This is a genomic window from Vulcanisaeta sp. JCM 14467 (genome assembly GCF_001316245.1).
In the GTDB taxonomy this organism is placed as follows: Archaea; Thermoproteota; Thermoprotei; order Thermoproteales; family Thermocladiaceae; genus Vulcanisaeta.
Genome location: NZ_BBDM01000018.1, coordinates 26,469 through 50,471, shown reverse-complemented (window position 1 = coordinate 50,471; position 24,003 = coordinate 26,469). Strand labels below are relative to the sequence as shown.

31 protein-coding genes, 1 tRNA gene and 5 pseudogenes are annotated in these 24,003 nt (G+C 47.7%); 15 read left to right on the top strand and 22 right to left on the bottom strand.

The window, feature by feature from the left end:
- Positions 1-32: 32 nt before the first annotated feature.
- The 7 genes from JCM14467_RS19035 to JCM14467_RS13605 form a co-directional block, all read right to left on the bottom strand.
- The gene (locus tag JCM14467_RS19035) at positions 33-290 is read right to left on the bottom strand and encodes a hypothetical protein (RefSeq protein ID WP_252901742.1); all 258 of its coding nucleotides are present in this window, start codon (positions 288-290) and stop codon (positions 33-35) included.
- Positions 269-430, bottom strand: a complete 162-nt coding sequence (locus JCM14467_RS19030; protein WP_252901741.1) for a hypothetical protein — start codon at positions 428-430, stop codon at positions 269-271. Before JCM14467_RS19030 ends, JCM14467_RS19035 begins: the two co-directional genes overlap by 22 nt.
- A 186-nt stretch (positions 431-616) precedes the next feature.
- Complete coding sequence (locus JCM14467_RS19025; RefSeq protein ID WP_252901740.1) at positions 617-826, bottom strand: PIN domain-containing protein; 210 nt, start codon at positions 824-826, stop codon at positions 617-619.
- A 35-nt stretch (positions 827-861) separates the two neighbouring features.
- Positions 862-999 carry a hypothetical protein gene (locus tag JCM14467_RS19020; protein ID WP_252901739.1) on the bottom strand — a complete coding sequence of 46 codons (138 nt, stop codon included), beginning with the start codon at positions 997-999 and terminating at the stop codon, positions 862-864.
- A gap of 7 nt (positions 1,000-1,006) precedes the next feature.
- Positions 1,007-1,246, bottom strand: coding sequence for an AbrB/MazE/SpoVT family DNA-binding domain-containing protein (locus JCM14467_RS13615; RefSeq protein WP_054850531.1), 240 nt, complete (start codon positions 1,244-1,246; stop codon positions 1,007-1,009).
- A 56-nt stretch (positions 1,247-1,302) separates the two neighbouring features.
- Positions 1,303-1,587, bottom strand: a complete 285-nt coding sequence (locus JCM14467_RS13610) for a hypothetical protein (RefSeq protein ID WP_252901738.1) — start codon at positions 1,585-1,587, stop codon at positions 1,303-1,305.
- 230 nt (positions 1,588-1,817) lie between these two features.
- A complete protein-coding gene (locus JCM14467_RS13605; protein WP_054850530.1) occupies positions 1,818-3,593 on the bottom strand; it encodes an AAA family ATPase in 1,776 nt (591 codons plus the stop codon).
- Between the two features lie 380 nt (positions 3,594-3,973).
- Here JCM14467_RS13605 and JCM14467_RS19015 point away from each other — a divergent pair, with 380 nt between their 5' ends.
- The 4 genes from JCM14467_RS19015 to JCM14467_RS13590 all read left to right on the top strand — a co-directional run bounded on the left by JCM14467_RS19015 (position 3,974) and on the right by JCM14467_RS13590 (position 6,187).
- Positions 3,974-4,138: a hypothetical protein gene (locus JCM14467_RS19015; protein ID WP_252901737.1), complete on the top strand. Its 165-nt coding sequence runs from the start codon at positions 3,974-3,976 to the stop codon at positions 4,136-4,138.
- 68 nt (positions 4,139-4,206) lie between these two features.
- Positions 4,207-4,575 carry a hypothetical protein gene (locus tag JCM14467_RS13600; RefSeq protein WP_054850529.1) on the top strand — a complete coding sequence of 123 codons (369 nt, stop codon included), beginning with the start codon at positions 4,207-4,209 and terminating at the stop codon, positions 4,573-4,575.
- 165 nt (positions 4,576-4,740) lie between these two features.
- Positions 4,741-5,502 (top strand): hypothetical protein, encoded by a 762-nt coding sequence (locus JCM14467_RS13595; RefSeq protein WP_054850528.1) that lies wholly within the window; start codon positions 4,741-4,743, stop codon positions 5,500-5,502.
- A 223-nt stretch (positions 5,503-5,725) separates the two neighbouring features.
- A complete protein-coding gene (locus tag JCM14467_RS13590) occupies positions 5,726-6,187 on the top strand; it encodes a hypothetical protein (RefSeq protein WP_252901736.1) in 462 nt (153 codons plus the stop codon).
- A 62-nt stretch (positions 6,188-6,249) separates the two neighbouring features.
- Here JCM14467_RS13590 and JCM14467_RS13585 read toward each other — a convergent pair.
- Positions 6,250-7,258, bottom strand: a pseudogene (locus JCM14467_RS13585) (ATP-binding protein).
- A gap of 237 nt (positions 7,259-7,495) precedes the next feature.
- Between JCM14467_RS13585 and JCM14467_RS13580 the strand changes: the two are divergent.
- The 4 genes from JCM14467_RS13580 to JCM14467_RS13570 are packed head-to-tail and all read left to right on the top strand — an operon-like array spanning position 7,496 to position 8,984.
- Positions 7,496-8,104 (top strand): hypothetical protein, encoded by a 609-nt coding sequence (locus tag JCM14467_RS13580; protein WP_054850533.1) that lies wholly within the window; start codon positions 7,496-7,498, stop codon positions 8,102-8,104.
- 12 nt (positions 8,105-8,116) lie between these two features.
- Positions 8,117-8,335: a hypothetical protein gene (locus JCM14467_RS13575; RefSeq protein WP_054850526.1), complete on the top strand. Its 219-nt coding sequence runs from the start codon at positions 8,117-8,119 to the stop codon at positions 8,333-8,335.
- Entirely contained in the window at positions 8,296-8,490 is a 195-nt protein-coding gene (locus JCM14467_RS19010; protein WP_252901735.1) for a hypothetical protein, read from the top strand. Before JCM14467_RS13575 ends, JCM14467_RS19010 begins: the two co-directional genes overlap by 40 nt.
- Positions 8,487-8,984, top strand: coding sequence for a hypothetical protein (locus JCM14467_RS13570; RefSeq protein WP_054850525.1), 498 nt, complete (start codon positions 8,487-8,489; stop codon positions 8,982-8,984). The genes JCM14467_RS19010 and JCM14467_RS13570 overlap by 4 nt, the downstream gene beginning before the upstream one ends.
- Before the next feature lie 125 nt (positions 8,985-9,109).
- Here the strand turns inward: JCM14467_RS13570 and JCM14467_RS13565 are convergent, their stop codons facing one another.
- Positions 9,110-9,481, bottom strand: coding sequence for a type II toxin-antitoxin system VapC family toxin (locus JCM14467_RS13565; RefSeq protein WP_252901734.1), 372 nt, complete (start codon positions 9,479-9,481; stop codon positions 9,110-9,112).
- The gene (locus tag JCM14467_RS13560) at positions 9,468-9,755 is read right to left on the bottom strand and encodes a hypothetical protein (protein WP_252901733.1); all 288 of its coding nucleotides are present in this window, start codon (positions 9,753-9,755) and stop codon (positions 9,468-9,470) included. The genes JCM14467_RS13565 and JCM14467_RS13560 overlap by 14 nt, the downstream gene beginning before the upstream one ends.
- A gap of 153 nt (positions 9,756-9,908) precedes the next feature.
- On the opposite strand from JCM14467_RS13560, the gene JCM14467_RS13555 reads away from it, so the two are divergent.
- Positions 9,909-10,439, top strand: a complete 531-nt coding sequence (locus tag JCM14467_RS13555) for a hypothetical protein (protein WP_054850524.1) — start codon at positions 9,909-9,911, stop codon at positions 10,437-10,439.
- Positions 10,440-10,462: 23 nt separating this feature from the next.
- Here the strand turns inward: JCM14467_RS13555 and JCM14467_RS13550 are convergent.
- Positions 10,463-11,185 (bottom strand): annotated as a pseudogene (locus tag JCM14467_RS13550) (NAD-dependent epimerase/dehydratase family protein); the annotation flags it as partial.
- Between the two features lie 326 nt (positions 11,186-11,511).
- Complete coding sequence (locus JCM14467_RS13545; RefSeq protein ID WP_252901732.1) at positions 11,512-12,330, bottom strand: glycosyltransferase family 2 protein; 819 nt, start codon at positions 12,328-12,330, stop codon at positions 11,512-11,514.
- 99 nt (positions 12,331-12,429) lie between these two features.
- Here JCM14467_RS13545 and JCM14467_RS13540 point away from each other — a divergent pair.
- A tRNA-Met gene (locus JCM14467_RS13540) sits at positions 12,430-12,525 on the top strand.
- A gap of 397 nt (positions 12,526-12,922) precedes the next feature.
- Here the strand turns inward: JCM14467_RS13540 and JCM14467_RS13535 are convergent.
- Both JCM14467_RS13535 and JCM14467_RS13530 read right to left on the bottom strand, forming a co-directional pair.
- Entirely contained in the window at positions 12,923-13,537 is a 615-nt protein-coding gene (locus JCM14467_RS13535) for a helix-turn-helix domain-containing protein (protein WP_054850522.1), read from the bottom strand.
- Positions 13,538-13,543: 6 nt separating this feature from the next.
- Positions 13,544-13,896 (bottom strand): annotated as a pseudogene (locus tag JCM14467_RS13530) (DUF488 domain-containing protein).
- Between the two features lie 219 nt (positions 13,897-14,115).
- Here JCM14467_RS13530 and JCM14467_RS19005 point away from each other — a divergent pair.
- Positions 14,116-14,649: a hypothetical protein gene (locus tag JCM14467_RS19005; protein WP_252901730.1), complete on the top strand. Its 534-nt coding sequence runs from the start codon at positions 14,116-14,118 to the stop codon at positions 14,647-14,649.
- 38 nt (positions 14,650-14,687) lie between these two features.
- Complete coding sequence (locus JCM14467_RS13525; protein WP_252901729.1) at positions 14,688-16,253, top strand: cbb3-type cytochrome c oxidase subunit I; 1,566 nt, start codon at positions 14,688-14,690, stop codon at positions 16,251-16,253.
- A gap of 68 nt (positions 16,254-16,321) precedes the next feature.
- On the opposite strand, the gene JCM14467_RS19000 is transcribed toward JCM14467_RS13525, so the two are convergent.
- A complete protein-coding gene (locus JCM14467_RS19000) occupies positions 16,322-16,474 on the bottom strand; it encodes a hypothetical protein (protein ID WP_252901728.1) in 153 nt (50 codons plus the stop codon).
- A 78-nt stretch (positions 16,475-16,552) separates the two neighbouring features.
- Here JCM14467_RS19000 and nadA point away from each other — a divergent pair, with 78 nt between their 5' ends.
- The 3 genes and pseudogenes from nadA to nadC all read left to right on the top strand — a co-directional run bounded on the left by nadA (position 16,553) and on the right by nadC (position 19,748).
- Positions 16,553-17,479, top strand: a complete 927-nt coding sequence (nadA, locus tag JCM14467_RS13520) for a quinolinate synthase NadA (protein WP_054850521.1) — start codon at positions 16,553-16,555, stop codon at positions 17,477-17,479.
- Between the two features lie 4 nt (positions 17,480-17,483).
- A pseudogene (locus tag JCM14467_RS20270) lies at positions 17,484-18,922 on the top strand (L-aspartate oxidase).
- Positions 18,919-19,748, top strand: a pseudogene (gene nadC / locus JCM14467_RS20265) (carboxylating nicotinate-nucleotide diphosphorylase). The pseudogenes JCM14467_RS20270 and nadC overlap by 4 nt, the downstream one beginning before the upstream one ends.
- Before the next feature lie 411 nt (positions 19,749-20,159).
- On the opposite strand, the gene JCM14467_RS13505 reads toward nadC, so the two are convergent.
- The 7 genes from JCM14467_RS13505 to JCM14467_RS13480 all read right to left on the bottom strand — a co-directional run bounded on the left by JCM14467_RS13505 (position 20,160) and on the right by JCM14467_RS13480 (position 24,000).
- On the bottom strand, positions 20,160-20,531 hold the full coding sequence (locus tag JCM14467_RS13505; protein ID WP_252901722.1) for a hypothetical protein: 372 nt from the start codon (positions 20,529-20,531) through the stop codon (positions 20,160-20,162).
- Between the two features lie 10 nt (positions 20,532-20,541).
- Positions 20,542-20,736 carry a hypothetical protein gene (locus JCM14467_RS13500; protein ID WP_054850520.1) on the bottom strand — a complete coding sequence of 65 codons (195 nt, stop codon included), beginning with the start codon at positions 20,734-20,736 and terminating at the stop codon, positions 20,542-20,544.
- Positions 20,737-21,026: 290 nt separating this feature from the next.
- Positions 21,027-22,181, bottom strand: a complete 1,155-nt coding sequence (locus tag JCM14467_RS13495) for a hypothetical protein (RefSeq protein WP_054850519.1) — start codon at positions 22,179-22,181, stop codon at positions 21,027-21,029.
- 117 nt (positions 22,182-22,298) lie between these two features.
- The gene (locus JCM14467_RS13490) at positions 22,299-23,144 is read right to left on the bottom strand and encodes a glycyl-radical enzyme activating protein (protein WP_054850518.1); all 846 of its coding nucleotides are present in this window, start codon (positions 23,142-23,144) and stop codon (positions 22,299-22,301) included.
- Positions 23,123-23,281: a 4Fe-4S cluster-binding domain-containing protein gene (locus tag JCM14467_RS18965; RefSeq protein WP_252901721.1), complete on the bottom strand. Its 159-nt coding sequence runs from the start codon at positions 23,279-23,281 to the stop codon at positions 23,123-23,125. Before JCM14467_RS18965 ends, JCM14467_RS13490 begins: the two co-directional genes overlap by 22 nt.
- 3 nt (positions 23,282-23,284) lie before the next feature.
- Positions 23,285-23,569: a glycine radical domain-containing protein gene (locus JCM14467_RS13485; protein ID WP_054850517.1), complete on the bottom strand. Its 285-nt coding sequence runs from the start codon at positions 23,567-23,569 to the stop codon at positions 23,285-23,287.
- 11 nt (positions 23,570-23,580) lie between these two features.
- Positions 23,581-24,000, bottom strand: a complete 420-nt coding sequence (locus JCM14467_RS13480) for a pyruvate formate lyase family protein (protein WP_256359265.1) — start codon at positions 23,998-24,000, stop codon at positions 23,581-23,583.
- Positions 24,001-24,003 lie beyond the last annotated feature (3 nt).

Below are 24,003 nucleotides of genomic sequence, written 5' to 3'. Positions count from 1 at the left end.
TACCCTCTGTGCCTTGGCAGTCTCAGGCGTCGTCATTGCAGACCCACCACCGTGTTCAGGAACTCCTTAATTAACGGCGTAATGGATTTAACGAGCTCCTCCTCCTCAATCGTCAACTTATCCAGGAAATCCCTTGAATCAGCGATACTCGGGTTAACGGCAAGGAGCATGAGTATCTTCCTAAGCCTCAACTGAGCCAACTCACGCAACTGCTGGGCAAACAACCTAACACTCCTCTGGTCACCACCAACCATGCTAAGCCTAGCCCTCACATAGAAATCCCTGGGCAACTCACGCAACTCACTCGGAGCCCTATTCTCAAGCCAAACCCTCTTAAGAATCTCCTCACTACCAACCTATCCTCATCAAGCAGCGAGGCAACCCCACGCTTAATGAGGACCTCAAGCACGCTGGGCGGCGCATTAATCACCGTACCAGCTTGGCAGGGGCAATACTGATTATGCCCAGGTCAACACCATCCACATCCCTCGTAAGCACAGCCCTGGCGCTGGACATTAGGTAGGAATAACCCATCAATAGTAATTACCACAGGCCAATTAAAAAGCCACTACAGAATGGAATAGGTATTACTAATGGAATAGGTGGATGGTAATATTCACGGCACAACCTTGATGCCCCTCTTAACAGCCCTCTTTGCCAAATCTCTATCAAAGGTGGCTAATGCAGCACCCTCATTTATTGCTGTTGATAAAATTATGTAATCATTCATCTCCGCAGCAGATGCGCCATCCTCAATCATCATTTTAAACGCCCTCTCGTAGATACCCAAGTCCTCAAGTAAGTATTTAACACGCGGATCTTCCAAGTATTCCCGAAGTTTCATTGATATAAGGTTAAGATTTACGCTAAACGCCTAGCCAATATCCACACATATTCATGAACCACTATTGAGGGTATCACTAACTCAGTCGCATTATCAATAATGGCGCTAGCATTACTGTGATACTCGCTATCCTCAATAGTATCGTACACCAACACGTTAGTATCAACGAGTACTCTCATCCATCACCTCTTCAATACTCTTCTCAATCTCCTCAACGGTTATCCTCCTACCAAGCCTAATCGTAATCCTACTCCTCTTAACCGGGACTATCTTAACGACACCTTCACTCTCATCATAAATAACTCTAACTAAATCACCAATCCTTATCCCAAGCCTCTCCCTGACGCTCGCGGGTATCGTGACCTGGTAATTCCTAGTAACCTTAACCAGTACCTCAACCACAATTATTAAAGTACAATCAACTATTTAAGCATTACTTACTAGATAATAATAAATTACTAACCCAGCAACTGGGACTTAGTCACGTCCATGTAATCAACCTCAACCACATCCCTAGGACTAACATTAAGGGCGTTACTAAGGTAACCAAGCACCTCCCTAGCATAGGCCGCACTAGCCCCATAATCACCAAAACTCAAAGCCTTAAGACCAGAATGTGCAATAATCCTAACCTCAGTCTCGGAACCACGCTCAATGACCAGGGTAACGCAGGAAATATACTGACCAACCCTAAAGAAGTACTTCTGGCCATACGCAACGGCAACCCTAGGGCTAGTATTCAAAACCGTGAAGTAGATGTTGGACGCCTCATCATAACCCCTAACGGCATTAGCAACGGCATCAAAGCTTGCTGAGAAGACAGCCTAATCCCATGAGCCAAAACCCTACCACTCATTGGGTAATGCAGGGATCCATTGCATTTTTAAATATGGTACTTATGTCATTACCGTGCTTATTAAGTGCGTCTTTAATGGCGCCTCTTAGGCCTTCTTCATCATTAATATGTCCATACCTAGAAAGGAAGTCCTCCAATGATGGTACCACAAATATTAAATTGAAGGTAAACCTCACCATCGCGGTATCTCAGAACGCATCTATAAAGCGTAAATGAACCAACAATAATCCTTTGCCCACAAGCCATTTGAGGTTCATGCTTAGGAAATCTATTTCTATTCTTAAGAAAATTCCTAATACCATGCCCTAACTCGTTAAACACCGCACCTACGTCATTAGAGTCAGAATCCCGAAGAATCAGCACCTTGATAAAGGATCTAGAGATAGAACGCAACTTACTGATGAAGACCTTAACATTACCATCAAGCACATCTTTACCACCCTCAACAATAACTGGTACGTAGGAAGGCAATATACCCTCATAAACACGCCTAATCAAAATGTCCTTATCATCAGGAAAATGCTCCCTAACCCGAACATTAGGGAATAACGTCATGAATGTCTCTCTGATAAATTCGTAATCATGCTTGCCCTCACAGAGGACTATCAATACACATTTAGGGACCCTGAGGTCTGACCTAAGCTTATATCTCTCGTCATACGCCTCATCACCGCTCAACTGCTCATAATCAATATCACCATCGGGTAATAAATAAAGCCTAATCAATCTAATCCTATTAAGCATATTACGTTCCTTGGCAGCATTAAGCAAATAATCAAGGAACTCAAGGGATTGAGTAGCCATGACAAACTGAACCTTATCAAGGAACCTAGGCTCAACCATGTACTTGGTAATTACCTCCATGAAGCCAGGATGAAGGTGGGTCTCAGGCTCATCAATAATCGCAACATCAACACCACCAACAATGAGACCGAGCATCCTAACCAATGCCCTAAATCCGTCGCCCATTAAGGCGTAGGGTACGGAAACCTTACCACTATCAAAATTAAGAATAACCTGCCCACCCCTATAATCATAGAAGTAACGAACCTCACCCCTCAATAAGTCAATCAATTCTGACTGCTTATCTGGGGTCAAATCATCTATTAAGAATGAGTGTAATGATGCATGCTGAACGTTCACCGGCTTTATATCTATCTTTTTGCTAATATGGATGACGCGACCCTCCGAAACCCTACTTACCTGAATATCTAGTAATCTCCTGGCCTCACCACGACTTAGGCCTAGCCTTACTAACTTACCTACTACGTAATCATCAATTACCACAGCACTCATAGGCAGCAATGCGATGTTAAGTGGCTCACCATCAACGTAGGTACTTAGGAAGACGGCATCCGCCAATAGATTATTCACATAATCGTTAAGCACAGTAATCACACCATCCACAAACTCCCTAAACGCCTCAGAGACATTCCCAGTACCCCCACGCTCCTTCTGAACCCTACGAAATGCGTCCATGAGTATTTCCTGAGATCTTGGCGCTAACTCAACAATCGAATTCGCAACCTCACGCATCACGTCATTACGGAAATCGCCCAATCCATTAATGCCCCTAACCACCCTAACCATGACACTACGCCTAACTCCCTGGTGAATAACGTCTCCTGAAATAACGGCAATATTACTATTGCTTCGTAAATTAATTAAGTAATTAGCCCTAGAACTCAGTCTTGAAAGCATGGCAACACTCGTCTTAGGCGCATAAAGCATAAAGCCGTTGATTGATGACAGAAGTAAGGCTACAGCCTCAAGCGCCGTGCTCTTCCCAGTATTATTTCTCCCAACGAATACGGTAATGTCACCAAGGTCAATGTCTAGCTTGGTGAATGGTCCGTAATTCTCGAGGGTTAAATGCCTAAGTATAATAACCACAGGATAAAACCACGGCATTAAACTATAAAGTTTTCGGAAAGGCCTCGACATGCTTATGAGCCCAATAACATGCCCATACCTTAAAACGTCGAGGAAGGGTTAAATAAGGAGAGAGCAACGGCTAAATTTGGATGAGCTCCTCCCGTCCCCACTGACCAGGTGATGTAAACTGGGCCGGCGGTGATTATCTAACAATCCTTAACTATCACCAAACCCCGGCTAGACGCTCACTCGGCCTAGGATACGCCAATCACCATTAACTTAGTTTACAAATGCATCATTAATCTTGCTCAGGAATTTTTCAAAATAACTACGGCGATATATATATATATTAGTTAAAATAAGATCCCTTGATGAAAAGGCAAATTATTATATGGAGCATGATACTCCTCATAATAGCCCTAGGCATGGTAATGGCGATACTCCCAGCATACCGCGCACCACCGCCAAACCTAGGAGGTGGCACGTGGAGTAGCTACCCAATGACATCTATAAATCCTCTCTGCGGTCCTTTGCTATGGAGCCCACCGTGCTGGGCTATGTAATTTAATTTACTAATTAAATTTAAAAATAAAAACATAACTTTTATATGATGAAACGCTTTCTTTATTTATTGATTGGATTTGCCATAATAATCATGGGCGTCATTATTGCACTACTATTTTATCCATTCTTCCTCTCAATAAGTAATGGCGCCATATTTATAGTGGCTCTTTTAATCCCGCTGTTGTTTGGTATTGTGGGCATTGGCTGGGTCCTCGGTGGTTGGGTCGGCGTTGGTGCAGCGCTTGGTGAGTTGTGGTTTAGGTTTAGGGTTTGGCTCCTCGCGCACCTCCTATACGGTGATAGGGAGTTCCTTATCGACCTAATGCTCATTCAGCACGTGCTAATGACCGTGTATAAAATTCCATATGAGCTCGTGATAAACGGTAAAGAGGTCATCATCAGGGCGCCGCTGGGCAGGGACGCGGGTATTAGCTGATGAATTACCTAAACCAATATATGAATAAGTTAATAATCATAGACATAGAGCAACTAAGCCACTAACTGAGCAGTGGGTTATTACCGTGATTTTCATCCTGGACCACCTTTTTAATAACACCTTAGTTAAAATAGCTTTTTAACCCAGGAACCAGTTTTACTACCGGTGGAGCTTAAGGACGAATTCCTACAGTTACTGGAGCGTGATAGGGAGTTTAGGTATGCTGTGATGGGTTTGTTAGGCATCACCGATGTTCAATCAAGCCTTAAGCAATTGATTGATGCACTGAGTAAGGTGCTTAATGTCGTTGAGGGTCTCGCCAGGAATCAGGCAGTCATGATGGATGCATTGAATAAGGTTCTCGAGATTACTAACCAGCTAGCAAAAACAGAGGAAAGCCACTTAGGGATAACGAGAAGCATCCTAGAGATTAACCAAAGACACCTTGAAATAAGCCAGAAAATCCTTAAGAGCCAGGAGAGACTATGGCAAGAGGTCAGTGACATTAAACGTAGGCTTAATGATCTCTCTAGGAACTATGGCGGACTCTCCAGGAGCATTGGTTTACTGATTGAACGTGACGCTAGGTACCACCTACCCACCTGGATCAGGAAGAGACTCAACCTCAGTATTGATAGGCTTGAAAGACGTGTAATCGAGAATATAGGCGAGTTCGACGGTTATGCTGAGGTCGATAATAAGGTGGTTGTGACTGAGGTTAAGACCACACTTAGGCTCAGGGACGTGAAGAACTTCGTGGAGAAGGTCAACAAACTAAGGCAGGCCGTGGCGGGTAGGGAGGTCATTGCCATAATCGCCTACGTATTCAAGACCAAGGACTTCAGCAAAGCCATGGAACTAGCCAAGACAAACGGCATAAAAATCATCAGGCACATCCACGAAGAAGACTTCGAGGAAATAACGTAGATTCGACGTTAATGCAGTTTCACCGAGGTTACTCATTGCCATGGGTTACGTAGTTAAGGGTATTAGATCAGCTCGTGATGCGAATACCAGTGCTTATGTGTTAGGAGGGTTGAGTCTTGCGTTCTTAAGATTAGTTTAGGCGAGTATGTAATCCGTGAAGAGAGGAGCAAAGATAACACGAATAGTGATGCCGAAGTATCTTCGGGTCAATTTCTGTCGGTTCATGAAGTCTATGAGGTTAGGTGATCGTGAGTTGTTGGTGGTCCATAAGAGTGTTGTTAATTTGCATTCTTTGGCGTATGTTGTGGAGAGTGGGATAAGTCATCATGTCCATGTGGATTTATTGAATATTGAGGATTTTGATTCATATTGCCATCATTACTACTTTAATGATGAGTATGTGTTGATGTACCTGGGTGATTTAGATGGCTGTGAATTGGATACGGCATTGTGGAATACCCGTGATGCTGGTGTGTATTACGTAAATGTTTTGGTGGCGCCCCACCATGGAAATGCCAGGACGTCCCGTGTAAATGCCGTGTCACATTTGCACATCACATACATCCCGAGGTGCGACGAGCATGTCAACTCTAGTTGGAAAAAGAACCTAAACATGGCATGGTTAATAGGGGCCATCCCCGTAATATCGAATCACAATGGTTTGTTGAGGGTCTGGGTGCATTAGTGATGGTTTGTGGCGGGTCTTTACGTTGTGCTGCTCTACCTGGTCCTCGCCTTGGTGTTATGTTAACTCCTGCGTGAGCTCTCCAGGACTCTCCTAATGGCTTCCCTATGTATTGGTGTTTGCCATGCCACGTACTTGCCGATGCCCAGCTCTGGGTCTCGTTCTGGCGGTGGTGCGTCGATCCAGAACCATTGGTCCCTCTCGGGTAGGAAGTACATTATGAGGTTCTTCTCAATAAGTTCATCAATCAACTCCTCCGGCGCATTGTACCATAGGTAGTCTGGGTCGCTCACGGCCTCCCTGAGGTGACTCAACCACTTTCTAACAAAGTCATGAGTTAGCTCCTTTCTATTAATCAACTCGTCTATTACCGCATTCAGTTTCCACCTACTCTCGTAGAGTCTCTCGAGCATCCTTGGGTTTCCGCCCGTGAGCCTCCAGACCTCCTCGAAGTCTGGTTTATTCCCTGGCAATTGATCATATAATTGCTTGAAGCCCTCCTTGCTCATGTTCCATATTGGCCTTATGTCAGCCACTCATGCCTACCAATCTCACGCCTAGAAACACTCTCACTGGTTGCTGCAATCGCAATAACCCTCTCGTAGGCTCCGGCGGGTGTTCTAGAATGCCCAGTAGCCCCTTGACATAGATTGCGGCATTGTCAAGGCCGATGACCTGGAATGCATCGTCAATTATTATGGCTATTTTCCCACGCCCAAGCCTTATGGCCTCCCTAACGATGTCAATCACGGACCAGGTAACCCTAACCCAGGCCAGTTGTGAGGTTACTTCACGAGCCAGGCTGGTTAGTTTATCCTTAAGCCTTTGAATGCCGAGCTCAGCCATGAACTCCTTCTCGATTGGATTAACGTAGATCACGTCAAAACCCAACTCCCTGAGTAACTCGGCGGACTGCCTAAGCCAAGCCGTCTTCCCACAACCCTCCGGCCCATAAACGACCTGGGGAAACGCCACACCCCTACTAACCCACTCCTCAATACGCTTGAGGGCTTGCTCCCTATCCACGAACTCTACCTGTTGGTTGGCGAGGCTTAGCTTGATTCTTTTCATTGTGTTTGCCTTTTGCTTCATTATTTTTCCTTAATTTCCTTTTTGTGTTGTGGGTATTACTTAATAATGGGTCTTGGTTTGGTAAGTAGGTATTGATGGTTGGTTTGGGGATTTCCTGGTGCGGTAGGTATTTGAGTTGGTTGTTTATTGGGTGGTTGATCGCCGTTTTGCCCTGGGTTATCTTTATTGGCTTGCTTTTTGCGTGGTTTCCGTAATTGGGCCTGGTGGGGTGGTGTTGTGGGTGGTGTTATTTTTAGTGGTGCTGATGGTTCTGGTAAGTCCACCGTTGCCAGTGCCTTACGTGGTTATCTATTGTTTAGGGGCGTTGGTGTTTGCCTGCATTGGTTTAGAGGTAGTCACTTGTTTGTTTCCGTCCTCCTCCGCTTCCTATCGCATTTCCGCTCCTTCCGTGGTTTATGTAATCCCTACTACCTGGTTTGTATTCCCCGTTCACTAAGGCATGCCTGGGCTTTCCTGGAGTTCCTCGGCTTTCTACCTCACCTCCTTATTAGGCGTTTACTTGGCTTGCTTTGTTTCGTTGTTGGTGATAGGGGTGTCCTGGATTTCGTTGTTTGGATTGCGGTGACCCTCGATTACCCCGGCTTCCTCAATTCCATCATTGGCCGGTTCCTCCTCTTCTTCGCCCTGCGTGAGTTCGTTGTTTACCTCCATGCCGATGTTGATGTCCTCATTAGGAGGTGTGATGTGCCTAGGCCCTTCCTCCTCAGGGAACTTGCCTATTACAGGGTCCTCTCCAGGTACTATGCCGATTACACCATTGACACGGGCGCCCTAAGCTCTGCCCAGGTTGTTGCCAGGGTTTTAAGGCTTATTAATGCCCATTAATGTGCACGCCGTATGGTCACAGCCTCACTTAGGTTATTAGGTGCCATTGAGGGTTGGTACAGGCCCAGTGGCTTGGGTGAAGTCCTCGAGTTGGGTGGCTTAGCCAGGTTGAATAAGCTCTACCTACCCTTCCTCAGGGCAGTTGGTGCTGGGCTTGACGGTGAGTTGAGGCTTGAGGAGGCCAGGTTCTCGTGTACGTCACTAATGCTATCGACGTCGCCAGGGCCCTAAGTGGCTTGGATTATGCATTCTTCAAGTTTAGGAGGCCGGTTGACCACGTCTCCGTGGACCTGGACATCCTCATTAATTCCCGTGATGTGTCTGCGGCAGTCACTAGGCTTAGGAGCCTTGGCTTCAGCGTAATTGTTGGCGAGCCTACACCGTGACACTGTCCAGGAGGGGCTTCATAGTTGACCTGTACACGCACCCATCCTTTGCCTGGGTCGTCTACATGAACGGTGAGGACGTCTTGAGGGATTTCACGGAGGATTTCGAGGTTGGTGGTCACTTGGTTAAGGGCTTGAGTAGGGAGGCTGAGTTAGTGGTTTATGCAGTCCACGCCATCTATAAGGAGCACATAATCCTACTCATCGACTGCCTAACGCTCTGGAGGTGGTTCAGCGGGAGGGTCATCGACATAGCCAATACACTCGGCGTCAAGCACTCCCTAGACATACTGGCAAGCACCTGCGGCGAGGTACTCTGCGGCACCGAGACGCCCATGAGGCTTGGCATAGCCACGCTAGCCAGGGCCTACGCCGATAAGGCGTTGAGCGATCCCATCTTCAGGGGGACGCCCATAAACATTCTCAGGTACCTCCTCACCAGGCGTGATGCCGGTCGTGCCGTGCTCTCAAGATTAACAAGGAGAAGTTATTAATGGAACCCCATAAGGGTGTGGCCAGGGGCACTGCAGAGTCTGCAGTTAAAGGATAGCATCGTGCAAAATACCATGTCCATAAGGCCCATATGGCATTTGTCATGCTTTTAAAACCTCATGCGGCTCTAGCTCTCTACGTCCGCTCTATCGAAATCCTTATCAAACGACACCAACTTAAGGCCTAGCTTCTTGGCGTAATAGTAATGGAGCCCATCATCGAAGTCAAGCCCCACCCTAGACGCCAACTCCGCAGCCATAACCTCATCATCAATCCGTGAATCAATAATTGTTAAACCACGCCAAGTACTCACCTCGGATAGGAACTTACTCACAAGGTCTGGCTTGCCAAGTATTGCTGAGACCGCATGTATCGTGAAGTGAAGGGTATACGCTCTAATGGCGCCCTCCTTAACCCTATTTAGGAATTCATAACTTTCAACCCATTTATCCCTCTTATAAAGCACCTCGAGAAATACATTCGCATCAACCAGGTACATGGGCCCTCCTCCTCAATGCCTCAATGATGTCTTCACCATCCCATTGGTAATCAGATTGGAGTCCAAGTCCAACAATCGCATCTACACCACCTTTACCCTCGCTATAAAGGGCAAGTTCCCTGGCTATTAAGTCGGCAATAGCCCTCGATAGGGCACCCCTCCTAAGCCCATACCTCTCAGCAACGTATTTACGGAACTTCTCGGCTAGATCTCTAGGTAACTCGACCTTGATAACCTCAACATCCTTATTCTCCCTTTTACCTATGTTAGTCACTAAAGAACTTAGGTACAAAAGCACTTAAGAACCTTTTTCCATTAATAATTCATAAACAGCACCCATACTGATGGGACATTATTTATGGCGTGAATCCACAACGGCACTAGGTATTTATACCCTAGCAATAAGGTAATTACTTAGGGAATTGCCTTGGTTGATGTTGCAACGATAATCGCAGTGGTCGTGAGCGTAGCCACATCAACAGCCAGCCTAGCCTACTGGCTCGGCAAGAAATTCACTGAGATCGAGATAAGATTTAACGCGATTGAGAATAGGCTTGAGAAATTGGAAGAGAGGGTCGGTAGGCTTGAGAATGTGTTTGTCCAGTTCTCCGAGGTTCTCATAACGATGCTCGAGATGAAGAATTTACTCACGCAGACTGAGGCAATGACCTTGAGGAGCTTGGTTAGGACGATACTCCCCATCCCCAAGACTAAGTACTACACGTGGGAGGTTTATGAGAGGCTTAAGCAACTCCTCGACAAGGACCCAAACGACTACACGATGGCCGACATCGAGGAGATGAACCAGATAGCCGACCTCATCGAGAAGGAGGGCACGGAAACAAATAGGAAGGACCTAATTGACTACGCATGGAAATTAAGGTTCTACGCCATGATCGCTAAGGTCGTGTTCATATACCCGAAGCTGATTAAGCAACAGCAGCAACAACAGAAGTAACCCATACAGCCCTGCCGAATGCTTCATGCGATTATCTCATTCAACGTCTTCCTCAGGCCTACATCTAGCGGTGTTGGGTTCATGATAATCCTCGACCTCAACCTACCCACATAAGCATAACTATGCCTTACGTCCCCAGGTCTCTCCCTCTCGTGAATCACCTTGAGATTCTTCTTGCCAAGGACCTCCATTACTATCCTCGCCAACTCATTTATAGTCGTCGGCCTCCCAGTCCCTACGTTATAGGTGTTGTTGTCGAATAGTCCTCCCTCGATTATCCTTAGTACGATCTCCGCCACGTCACCCACGTATATGAAGTCCCTCGTCTGCTCACCATCACCGTAAATAACCAACGGCTCATTCCTCAGAGCCCTCTCAATGAAGCTTGCTATGACGCCGGCGTAGGCAGGGTTTTGCCCAGGTCCGTAGACGTTGAATAGCCTTAGTATTACGTACCTCAGTCCATACACCTCGCCGAAGTGCCTAATCACGAGCTCACCCAGGTACTTACTCAACCCATAGGGTGACTGTGGGTTTATTGGGTGGTCCTCGGGTATTGGTAGCTTCACTGGGTTCCCGTAGACGGCCGCCGAACTCAGGTAGATTAGCCCCGCGCCAACCTTACCACATTCATGGGCAATCCTTGCTGTGCTGATCACATTATTCTCCAGGTAATCAAGCGGTTTACTCATTGACTCGGGAACGCTTACGTATGCTGCCGCGTGGATCATCACGTCGAAGCCTTCACAGTCATTGAGCGTCTTAGCGTACCCTTGACGATGTGTATTCCATACCGCTTGAGCCTATTTACTGCGAATTCCGTGGACCTCTCAAGCTGTCCAGGGTAACTACGTCGAAGCCTTCTCGGCTAGGTTTATGGCTAGGTTGTGCCCTATGAAGCCCGCGCCGCCGGTTATTAAAACCCTCGTTCTCGGTCACCTCGGTCAATCCTTACGTAATTCCTCAATGGCCTTCCTGAGCCTGTACTCCATCCTCTTCATGTATATGGACATGGCCGCCATACCTAGGAATTGAAGTCCAATGAGTGTGAGCATTATGGCGATTAGGCCCTTCAGGTAGTACTTAATGCCGTAGAATATGTACCAATAACCAACGTAGCGCCAAGTGCCAGCCCTGGAATGAGGAGTAGCGAACCCAGTAGGAATAGGATGAGCATTGGGTTATACCTAGTGGTTAGTATCGCCATGTCCATGAATATCTTAGCTCCATCAAAGACGCTAAGCTTCTTCCTACCAACCCTGGGCCTATACTCGATGGGAACCTCCCTAACCGTCTTCCCAGTACTAACCATGTGGGCGACTATCTGGGCCTCAATACTGAAGTCCCCAACCTCCATTACGGCATCCCTAAGGGACTCAGTCCTTATAATGTACATGCCACTGAGTACATCGTGAAGCCTCGTACTGAATAGTAGGTTGAAGGCCCAGGTAAGTAGCCTATTCCCAAGCCTATAAACAAAGCCCTGACTACCCGGCTGCGGAACCCTAATGCCAATGACCTCATCAGCGCCCGTGGAGGTTATCTCCTCGATGAGAACCGGCACGTACTTGGCAGGGTATGAATAGTCCCCATCCATGACAAGCATGTAGGGCGTGTTAACATGCTTAAGCGCAGTCCAAATGGCGTCAGCCTTACCCCTACCCTCCTGCCTAACCACCCTAACACCATACCTCCTAACAACATCCACAGTACCATCAGTACTACCACCATCAACAACGAGAATCCTCTCCCTAGGCACACCAATCCCAAGCAACTCATCAAGAACGAGCCCAATGCCTTCAACTTCATTCAAGGTCGGAACGACCACAGTCACGCTATCTAACAACGTACTATCAACACCACATATTATGACCCAATAATTAAATAACATACAATTAAGCATTACCCAACAACACAGGCAGCGGAGATAGCTACCTAACTAACCATACGGTGAAGAAAGACTTAAAAAGCACGTAGGAATAATGACCACAGCGGGGTAGGGTAGCCTGGTAGCCTGCGGGGCTCATAACCCCGAGAACCCAGTCGGGTCGGGAAGTCCCCGGTTCAAATCCGGGCCCCGCTACCAATATATCTTTCAATACTTACCAATTATTTTGCAAAAGATTTCTAAATTAAGAAATACATCCATTGGTGATTATATGGTCTCATGACATAAGCATTATCAATACATGCGTCCATTAACTAAATCCTCAATGGCAAGCCTTACTTCGGCTGATGATCATGTTATCCCTCGGTAATTCATGATCGTTAAGTATCACCAACTTTACATATCATTCTACCCCCTCCTTAATCGGCAATCTCAAAAATCGCTAATGCGGAGGTTAGGCTTAGGTTTGATAAGCCTCGGCTGTGGTTTGTGATGAGACATTTTATCGCCTCTGTGGAAAATACTAGGTGGTTAGGGATGATGACAAGAGGATGAAGTAATTATGGCGTTTAATAAGCCGTGCATGCCGGGGAACCTATCCGTGCTTGTCCAGGTAGTACTTCACGACCTTCCTGAGCGCCTTACGTAATACTTCATCAAGTGTTGGTGTTGAAACGCCCAGCTTCTCAGCTAGTTGTGTTAGGGTTATTTTCCTATCATCGTCGAAGTAACCAAGCTTGTAGGCGAGCTTCAGTATTTCTATCTGCCTATCCGTCAACACTGCGTCAGTTACCTCGGATATGTTCAGTACCGTAACCTTAACACCACTCTTCACCAGGTTGGACAGGAGTTCCCTTAGTGATGTGCTATTGGGCACGAGCATCGTGTAGAGTATGGCGTTGTTGCCCACAACCTTCATGTTCTCGACAACGACATCGGAGGTGTAGAGGACCCTGCACACCGCGCAGCCGTTTGTCCTAACCCAAACCCTATTACTGGATATCTTCAGCACCTTCACAGCAACCTGCCTAAGCCTCTGCACATCATCCCTACTGACCTCCCCGTCAAAAAGCACGATATGGTCCGTACTCTGCTCCCTAAGCCTAACATTCTCGACATGAGCCCTCATCCCACTGCTCGAAATAACCCTCATGACATCGCATGGGTGGTTCTCCACGAGTATCGTGACCTCAAAAGGCGCCTTACGCATGCGATACTAATCCCCACCGCTAGTTAATAATTTCTCCAGGTACTCCCTCAATGCGACCGCATTGTTATAGGGTGACTTGGCTGCGTAGAGTAGGGTTATGTTACTGCCCTTCTTGATTAATTGCAGTAGCACCTGCACCTTGGGGTTGTTCTTCAATTCCTCGAAATACCTCCTCTTAAACTCATCCCACTTCGCCGGGTCATGGTTAAACCACCTCCTCAACTCATCACTGGGTGCCACATCCCTAAGCCACATGTCGACCTTATCCTTACTAACGCCCCTAGCCATAGCCTATCCACGAGTATCCTAACACCATCATCCCCCTCAACCGGCTCATAGATCCGCTTAACCTTTATCATAAGTTAGAATTCCAGCGCTTGACATTAATAAATACCTTAAACCTAATCTTTTAGGTAAAGGCAGGGTGTGTAAGGCTTGCCCAGGTAGGCTAACGTATTAGGTTTATGGTATTTATGACCCATTAAACCGATAATTACATTGGTGGGTGCCATGGGTAGTAACTCCAGGAGTGGGTGGCCTAAGGCTGTCGCCATCGCGGCGATAATCGCTTACGTGGTTTGGGCAGGCGCTCCATATACACGTTCACCCACCTACCGCCAATACCCAATGAGATAGTGACGACCAACGGTAAGGTACTCTTCACCAAGGAGCAGATCATACAGGGTAAATACCTATTTCAAAAGTATGGACTTATGGATTATGGCTCAGTACTCGGCTTTGGAGGCTACTTCGGCATCGACTTCACCTCATACACAATAACGCTTTGGGAGAAATACATAGCATCAACCCTCGGCATAGACCCATTCATACCAGGCGACGCAAATGAGACCCAACTCATCCTGCCATACCTAAAGGTTACTTATAATAGGACGGATAATGTGATGATTGTAAACCCAATCCTATACAACGCCACGCAGTACGCAATCAACTACTACGCAAACTACCTAGGTCCCGAGTCCGAGGAAAATAGGTTCCTGCCGCACTACATAACCAATACCACGGTGATAACGGACCTAACGGCCTACTGGACCTGGACAGCCCTAATAGCCTACTGGGGTATACACATGGTTACCCATACATACCGGGGATAACGAGGCCAACATCCAATATATACTTCGCCTCGGACCTGATGATCTATGCCTTCATGATAGGGGTCTTTGCGGTAGGCTCCTACATAGTGCTGACACTGATTAGGTATTGGAATGACCCAGTAACGCCGATACAGCTACCCATGCCCAACGACGTACAGAGGATCGCCCTGTGGGGGATACCCATTGTGGTTATTGGTGCGGCGATCCAGGGATTACTGGGCACGTACTTAATGCACCTATACGCAAGCCCAACACTCTATGGGCTTAACCTACTGAACATCCTGCCATTCAACGCGGCCAGAGCCCTGCACTACACACTGGCCATCCTGTGGATTGCAGATACCTGGGTCATATTCTCGCTATTCGCCCTGCCGTACCTCGGCGTTCAATTATCCAGGAGGCAGACTTTGGGTATTATGGCTGGTGCAATCATCGTGTCCATAGCCACGTTGTTGGGTATATGGCTTAACTACCTACAGATAATCCCATACTCAGGCGGTACTGTTCAGCTGTGGTTCATGTTTGGTGGTCAGGGTAGGGACGTGGTCACCCAAGGAACTATCTACCTACTGCTACTAGCCGCACTACTGTTCTACCTCGCCTACCTATTCTACCGTGCTCCACCATCACCACTACAGTCACTCAGTAGGGTGCTCGGCATTAGCATTGCCGGTAATGCCTTTGGGATTGTGCTCGGCGCCCTACCAGTCATCCACCCCTGGACCAACTTCACCGTTGATGAGTACTTCAGGTGGATAACTATTCACGCATTCGTTGAGTCCTTCTGGCCCGCCATCATCGTCTCAATAATCGCCATACTGCTCGTCATTGCAGGCCTAGCACCGGTTAGGCTCGCTACGGCCATCGTGGGGTTCGACGCCATTCTAGACATAGCCACCGGATTAATCGGTACCGGGCACCACTACTACTGGGGTGGTCAGCCAGTCATCTGGCTTTACATTGGCTCCATAGTATCTATTCTCGAGGTCATAACGCTGGGCTTCGCGATAATATACGCATTACTACTGTGGTGGAGGGGTGGCGTGAAGACCGAGTTCCAGAAAACCCTACTATACGTGACAGTGCTAGCCGGCGTTGGCGGTGGCATTGGCGCGGCAGCCTTCGGAGGCGGTGTACTAAATGCGCCAATCCTGAATTACTACCTACACGATTCCCAAGCCACCATGGCCCACGCCCACGTAGCCTTCCCACTGGCCTTTGGGCTGCCAACCATATTGCTGTGGGTCGTGATGCTTTACCTAACAGGTGCCGTGAGGGATTCATACCTAAGGTTCGTTAGGATTGGCGCCACGCTTTACACGGTTGGCTTCTACCTACAGGCCCTAATAACACTGCTGCCGCTGGGCTTTCTGCAGTACATGTACGAGTTGAAGTACGGCTTCTGGTACATAAAGTCCCTAGAGCCATTGTTCCCAGGACTAACACCCTTCTGGCAATTACCCCTTGCCCAGGACTTGATATGGCTCAGGATGATTGGCGACCTAACAGCAGCGGCTGGATTCGCGATCATAGGCCTACTGGTGCTATTCGCATTCATGAGGTGGGTAAGTACTAGGAAAGCAATTGTCCAGGTTATTACCTGAGGCTGGTTTTCTCAAATCACATAAACTATCACATCATTAAATATCCCAGGAAATAGCATAGGGCCCCCTCACGCATAGACGTAATACCCATGGCATGGAATGCCCTGAAACCCTGGAGCACTCTTCATAATTCCCTTAGGATCGGCAATTCCCAATCCCATCTCTACCTTAACTAATCTAGGTTCCGTGGCACTTGCCCTGGCACTTCTTGCCCTGAGCATCGAGATTCAGCCCTATACTCGCCATTACTTATTTGCCGGGTAGAGAATATCTCATGGTGAGGATCATGGCAATAATTAATGGGCAGTAAAGACCTGGTTAATGAGATCCTAGCCCTAAAGCGTGAGAGGAACGCAGTGATACTAGCCCATAACTACATGGACTACGACATACAGGTTGTTGCCGACTTCGTTGGGGACTCATACGACCTGGCGCTCAGGGCCATGGAGACCAATGCCGAGGTAATCGTATTCGCTGGGGTTAGGTTCATGGCTGAGCAGGCCAAGGCCCTCAACTACGACAGGGTCGTCCTGGCGCCAGAGCCCAATGCAGGTTGCACAATCGCCGACGCCCTCGATGCCGAAACACTGAGGCGCGTTAGGGAGGAGTACCCAGGCGTTCCCGTGGTACTTTACGTCAATAGCAATGCCAATGTTAAGGCACTGGCCGACTACATAGTCACCTCATCCACCGCGGTTAAGGTTGTTAAGAAATTGAAGAGTGACGTGGTCATATTTGGCCCGGACAGTAATCTCGCCGACTACGTAGCCCGCATGACGGGTAAGAAGATAATCAAGGTTCCACCAAATGGTAGGTGCATCGTGCATGGCAACTACACCACCGACATGGTTAGGGAAGCCAGGAGGCTACACCCCAATGCCAGGGTCATGATCCACCCAGAGTCGCCATTTGAGGTTCTCCAGTTGGCTGATTTCGTGGGTTCAACAAATCAAATGATCGATTACGCGAGTAGGGATTCATCGGTAGAGTTTGTTGTTGGTACGGAGATTGGGATGCTGAACGCACTTAGGCTTAAGGTCCCCAACAAGGTCTTCCACCCACTCACCACTGGGCCCTACGCCAGGTGTCCATTCATGGCGATGGTAACGCTCGAGAAGGTGCGCAGGTCCCTTAGGGACCTGGTTCATAGGGTTGAGATACCCAGGTCAATTGCGGACGCGATTAAGGACGCATTCGAAAGGACGAGAAGGTTGCTCGAGGGGTGATGGCATGATCTACGTGGTTGGTGACGGCATTGCGGGCCTGTCAGCGGCAATATCGCTTAGGGAGTCTGGCCGCGAGGTCACGGTCATAACGAAGGAGTTACGTGGAGGCTCAAGCTACATATCTAAGGGAGGCGTTGCAGCAGCGACCTCGTCTGACGATACGCCGCAACTCCATGCGCAGGACACGATTATGGTCGGTGATGGGTTATGTGATGAGGAGGCCGTTAGATATTTCACGAGTGAGGGTCCTGCGGTTATTGAGGAATTGACTAGGTGGGGCTTTGAGTTTGATGGTGACTTAAGGCTTGAGGGTGGTCATTCCAGGAGGAGGGTTCATCATAAGCCGATGAGACTGGCAGGGCATTGACGGAATTCCTACTCAGGAGGGCCCTAAGCTCGGCATAAATATTGTTGAGGATGAATTACTGGCGCTATACGTCAAGGATAGTGAGGTCAGGGGCTTAATCACCAGGGATAGGGGCTCGATCAGCAATGTTGATTACGTGGTCCTCGCCACCGGTGGTTACGCATACCTATGGCAGTACACCTCAAACCCACCCACAAACACCGGCGATGGCATCGCCATAGCCTTCAGGGCTGGGGCTGTGGTTTCGGATGTGGAATTCATTCAATTCCACCCAACAATAACCACGCTTGGCGATGAGACAATGCTCCTAACCGAGACGCTGAGGGGTGAGGGCGCCAAGATAATCAATGAGCAAGGCGAGAGATTCGCCTTTAAGTACCACGAGAGGGGCGAGTTGGCTCCGAGAGACGTGCTGTCCAGGGCAATCTACATGGAATTGATGAGCGGGCATAGGGTATACATGGACCTGAGCGGTATTGATGATTTTGAGGGGAAGTTCCCTGGCGTTAATGACTTCCTGAGAAGGCATGGATTAAGTAAGGCGGATAGGGTGCCCATTTACCCAGGGGCTCACTTCACCATTGGCGGGGTTAGGGTTAATGTTAGGAGTGAGACGAGTATAAGGAGGCTTTACGCAATCGGCGAGGTGGCTGACACGGGGCTGCACGGCGCAAATAGGCTCGCCAGTAACTCACTGCTTGAGGCTTAGTAATGGGATTGAACCTGCCGAGGTACCTGGACGAGCCCTGGGAGGGTCCGAGGCTCGATGATGGCATTATGGTGCAAGTAGGGCTGAGAGATGAGGGGCCATCACTAAGTATTGACGAGATTAGGAGGATTAATTGGGAGTACCTGGGAATCCTGAGGAGTGAGGCTGGGCTTAGGAAGGCCGTGGAGATTTACGCTCAGTAAACACCGCCCAATGGACTAGGGAGTCTAACGCGGCTTTAGTATCGTATCTAGCATCCTATGCCGCGCTATTGAGGACTGAATCCAGGGGAGTTCATTATAGGGTTGATTACCCAGGTAAGGACGATAATTGGCGTAGAAGGATTTATTTCAGGGTGATTAAATGATCGAGGAATTATACATAGGCAGGCTCCTCAATTATCTGGAGGAGGATGCGTATCCGGAGGACGTTACCAGCAAGTTCCTGGAGGGAATTAGGGCCAGGGGCATTGTTAAGTCGAGGGATGAGGGCATTATCGCGGGGCTCAGGTTTATCGTTCCATTCCTTAAATACCTGGGTTTCGACGTTACCGTCCATAAGCGCGATGGTGAAGCCATACATAGGGGCGACGTGATACTCGAGGTTGTTGGTGATGCAGGTAGGCTATTGACCGTTGAACGATTAACGCTGAACTTCCTATCACGGCTCTCGGGAATCGCCACGGCGACGAATACCATGGTTAGGCTGGCGAGGAGTGTCAACCCGACAGTCAGGATCGCGGGCACTAGGAAGACAACGCCTGGGTTCAGGGTCTTTGAGAAGTACGCCATCGAGGTTGGAGGTGGGGATCCGCATAGGTTTAACTTGGCCGACGCAGTCTCATTAAGGATAATCACATAGCGATTTATGGGGATCTCGAGAAACTCATTAGGATGGTTAAGGAGAGGACTAGCTTCATGAGGAAGGTGGAGGTTGAGGTATCGACCTACGAGGACGCAATTAGGGCATACAGGGCTGGGGCCGACGCAATACTCCTCGATAACATGAAGCCCAGCGACATAGTGCCAATAGTGGAGGAATTGAAGGGCAAGGTAATACTCGAGGCCAGCGGCGGCATAACACCGGGCAACGTCATTGAGTATGCAAGGACGGGTGTCGACGTAATATCCAGCGGCTACATAACGCATAGCGCTCGCTCGCTCGACCTAACAATGGACGCTGAAAGGCTATAATCATTAAATCATTGAACATTAAACTTAGAACTTACATACATAATTATTTTGGCATTATGAATACGGATCAACGCAGTAATGCCTAATGGTTTTATCCTTAGTTGTAGGTATTATAGTGATTACCCTAACCGCTTCACTGTCATACCTGACACGTACGTAGATTATTATTACCGTGACATTTACACACTTACTTAATTACATACATAGGACGTATTGGTTGGACTGATTATGGCGAACCTTCGTATACTCACCATTACAGGCGCGCTCTATCGCCTTCAATATTTCCTGCTCAAAGTCATCATCGCAAACCCCGCTTGACCTGAGCTCACTTACTCTCAAACGCAGTCTTTGCTCCGCATGAAACGTTAATTCACATAGCACATAATCACCAGAAAACGGCCCAGTTTAGTATTACACATGGGGCGCCAAATTGATCGCGGTAGTCTGGGTATAGGGATAGTTCGTGGGCTTTATCACTATTTCCTTCTCACTACCATCACTTAACCTAAGCCTTAAAGCGCCATCACTAACTATCTCTATCTTCCCAGCTTTAGCCGGCCTGCTCGTTATGACGACTGGACTGCATTGCGGGCCTGGTCTTGGCTTGTTCGTCTTCGTTGAGACTAATACGTTAACCCATATTGAGTAGTTGTTCCCGTATTTAAGGACCTTGAGCACAACCGGTAATGCGGTTATTGTCAACTCCTCATCATCGGCCACGGCCTTAATCACCATGGGCTTCATCGAGATTATCTCGAAGTCCAAATCAACATAATCATACATCCAGGGTCACTCACGCCCTAACACTACCTATGAACCTCGCCAATTCCCTATCCTCGGGCTCAATACTTATGTACACTATCCTGCCCTCATCATCGACGCCCACGGTCACGAACGCCAAACCCTCCTCAGACCTAACTGGCGACTTATTGCTTAGTATTATCAATACATTGCCAAACTCACTATCAATACTAACCTGGACAGGCATGGCACCAGCCTGTAGGCACGGTCATGGGATAGTTTAATCCCTGAGCTACACCACCAGGGTTTCCAAGGCTAATAGACATTGATTATATTTGCTGCGCGGTAAGAAATAAATGTTTTTGCGTGAGCACTACTATAGGTAACTTTTATTGCTCCGTTAGACTATGTTTGCTTAAGTGTTGCCATAATACATCTGCTGCATCGATTACGTATGTGACATAGCCCACGGTACCCATTGATGCGTACTGCATCCCTCCTGGCCATGTATGCCTCCATTATGTACTACATAGGCTATTACCTCGTATTCCCAGCACACCTGCGCCATTCATACTTAGTAACGCTAGTTGGGTAATTCGTCGCTATTGTTAGTGCGTCTCGTCGAGATACCCAGTAGGGTAATTCATCAAGGTCTAAGTGCGTTGGAGGGAAGTACGTGGTCTCGGGTCCCGAACCACACCCATAATGCTGCGCAAGGAGTTTTGCACTCTCTACCATTTCTGACGCGAAGTCCTGCCAAGGCGGTCCAGTTATTGATTCCCTGGTACCTGCAATCATCACGACTGTCCTAGGCTTTGGTGGGTATTTTCCCTGCCTTAAACGTGCATTTAATGGTTCAATCCCTGGGGAAATTCGCCTTAAGTATTCCTGCGGAATTGTCGCGCTCACTATCCCAACGCCAGCTATTTTATCGGGCATGTCATATAGCAAGTACGTGGACAACACCCCACCTCCCGATACACCCCAGGCATAGACTCGCCCAGTATCAATGTTATAATGCGCTCTCATCCAATCTATTATGGCATCAATAAAGGCTTCATCATCCTCAAGCCGCAGCGTCTCAAATAGATTCGGTGCAACACTAATGAAGTAGTACTTCTCGGCATACCTATCGGATCTCGTACCAACACTGAGCCAAGCCACTACTCCAGCCTCCATGTAAATCAAACACCAATGGTATGGGTTTACTCGGGTCGTAAGTACTCGGTACATAATAATAAAATGTACGCTTAACACCATTAACAACAATTGACTCTTCCTGTACGTTCCAGGTTGATTAAAGCCCTCCCACTGTAGGCTCATGGGCTTACCAAACCATCCAGGTCCATAATCAACCCTCACTATAGTGACTACCCTCTGTGGTATTGGAGGATCAAGCTGACGAACATCACCTGGCAGGTCAAATGTTCCTATAAATACATGATCACCAAATGAGTATGGGAAGTAGTGATATAGGGGTTCCCAATGCAAGTTAACGGTCCTTTTCGAACCATCACTCAGGAGTATTGTGGTCGTTTTGGGTAGGAGCTCCAGGACCTTATCAAGGGGCGTCATGAATGGCACCTTAAATAATGGCTGGACAGGCTCAACACCGACTAGGTAAATTGGGCGTGGATAAGTATAGGTAGTTTGCTCATTATTTATTGTCTTTTTAGGAGCCTCCTTTATCATCAATTAAACTTTCTGTAAAGTTATTTTAAGTATTATATTATTTAAGAAATACATAATTACATATACTGCACAAATAAATCTATATAATAACTATATATTTAAAAGACACACAAAGCACTAGGTCTCCTTCTTCTTGGCTATTCCCCTCCAGGTTACGAGGACGCGGCCATTATTTAGGATTGACTTAGCTATGCTCGTTAATCTCTCCATTTTATCCTCAGGTATTAAATCGGCATTTTTAAGGGGCCAATCAATACCTAGGCGTTCATATTTAATGCTGCAGTACTTATTAAATGCCAGTAGTTCATATCTCTCCGCCGTTGGTAAGTTATCTCTTATGAATTCGGCAATGCGCCTTATGTTCTCTTCATAGTCGGTATAGCCAGGTATTATTGGTATGTGAACCCATATAGGCTTACCCAACCTTGATATGTTGATTGCATTAGTTAAAACCCTCTCCAGAGGAACGCCAACGTACTTAAGGTGCTTCTCTGGATCCATTATCTTTATGTCCAATATTACGAGATCCACCAAATCAATAACCGGTTTTGTGTGTTCCCAGGGAAATGGTAATGCCGTTTCAATCGCCGTGTGTATGCCCAGCTCCCTCAACCTCCTCAGTAGGGCAATGACGAATCTAGGTTGCATCGTAGGCTCACCACCACTAATCGTTACACCCCCACCGGACACATCGTAAAACACCTTGTCCCTCATGATTATATCCACAACCTCCTTCACGGTATAGCGTTTACCAACAACATCAAGTGCTCCAGTAGGACATACCTCAACGCATTTACCGCATAGGTCACACCTTGCCCTGTTTATGATTATCCTCCTGTTGGGCATGGGTATGTAGGTTAATGCCTTCTGTGGGCAAATCTCGACGCATTTCAACTCGAAAATGCACCTATTCTCATACCATATTAACTCCGGGTGTGGCTTTATGCCTCGGGATTCTGGCACCAGGGGCAATGAAGTGGACAACCCTTTAGGAATACTACAGTCCTTATGCCTGGCCCATCATGTATGGCTTCACGTTCAATGTTAAAGACGAGACCGGTAACCTCATCATCATTTTTAAATGATTCATTACTCGACATAGCCTACGTCACTTCATACTCAAGCCTGGCGATTATTTCGTCCTGTAGCTTCTTGGGTAGGTCTATGAAGCGCCAGGAGTAGCCCGTGACCTTAACAACTAGGTCTGGGTACTTCTCTGGGTGCTTCTGGGCATCTAGAAGTATTTCCTTGCTTATTGGGTTAAATTGCACATGCCTACCGCCAAGCATGAAGTAGGCGAGTATCAATGATGCGAATTTTTCGAGACCCTCCTCATCCTTGATATTCGCTGGGTTAATGTTTAGCGTTAGTGATGTACCGCTACTCACCGTGGGTATGCCTATACGGCTGCTGACCTTAAGACCGCCGTGAGACCATTCATCTGCGTACCCTCAACAGGCGCAATGCCGTTAGAGACGGGCTCACCTGCCTTCCTCCCATCAGGCGTGGCGCCTAGGTACTTACCCTCAAAGAGCTGTGAACCTGATACAGATACGAAGAGAACCCTCCACGTACCTCCCATCCAGAACTTCCTCTTCCTGCCCTCCTGAACCATGACATCCGCAACCCACTGGGCAATCTCATCAACGTATGGGTCGTCATTACCGTACTTCGGAGCCTTCCTCCACAACATCTGCCTAATCTCCTCGGCACCCTCGAAATTACTCTTTAGAAGTTCCAGTAATTGCTCCATAGTCAATAACTTATTATCGAAGACAGCCCACTTAATTGCGGCGAGGGAGTTGGCTACCGTGCTAATGCC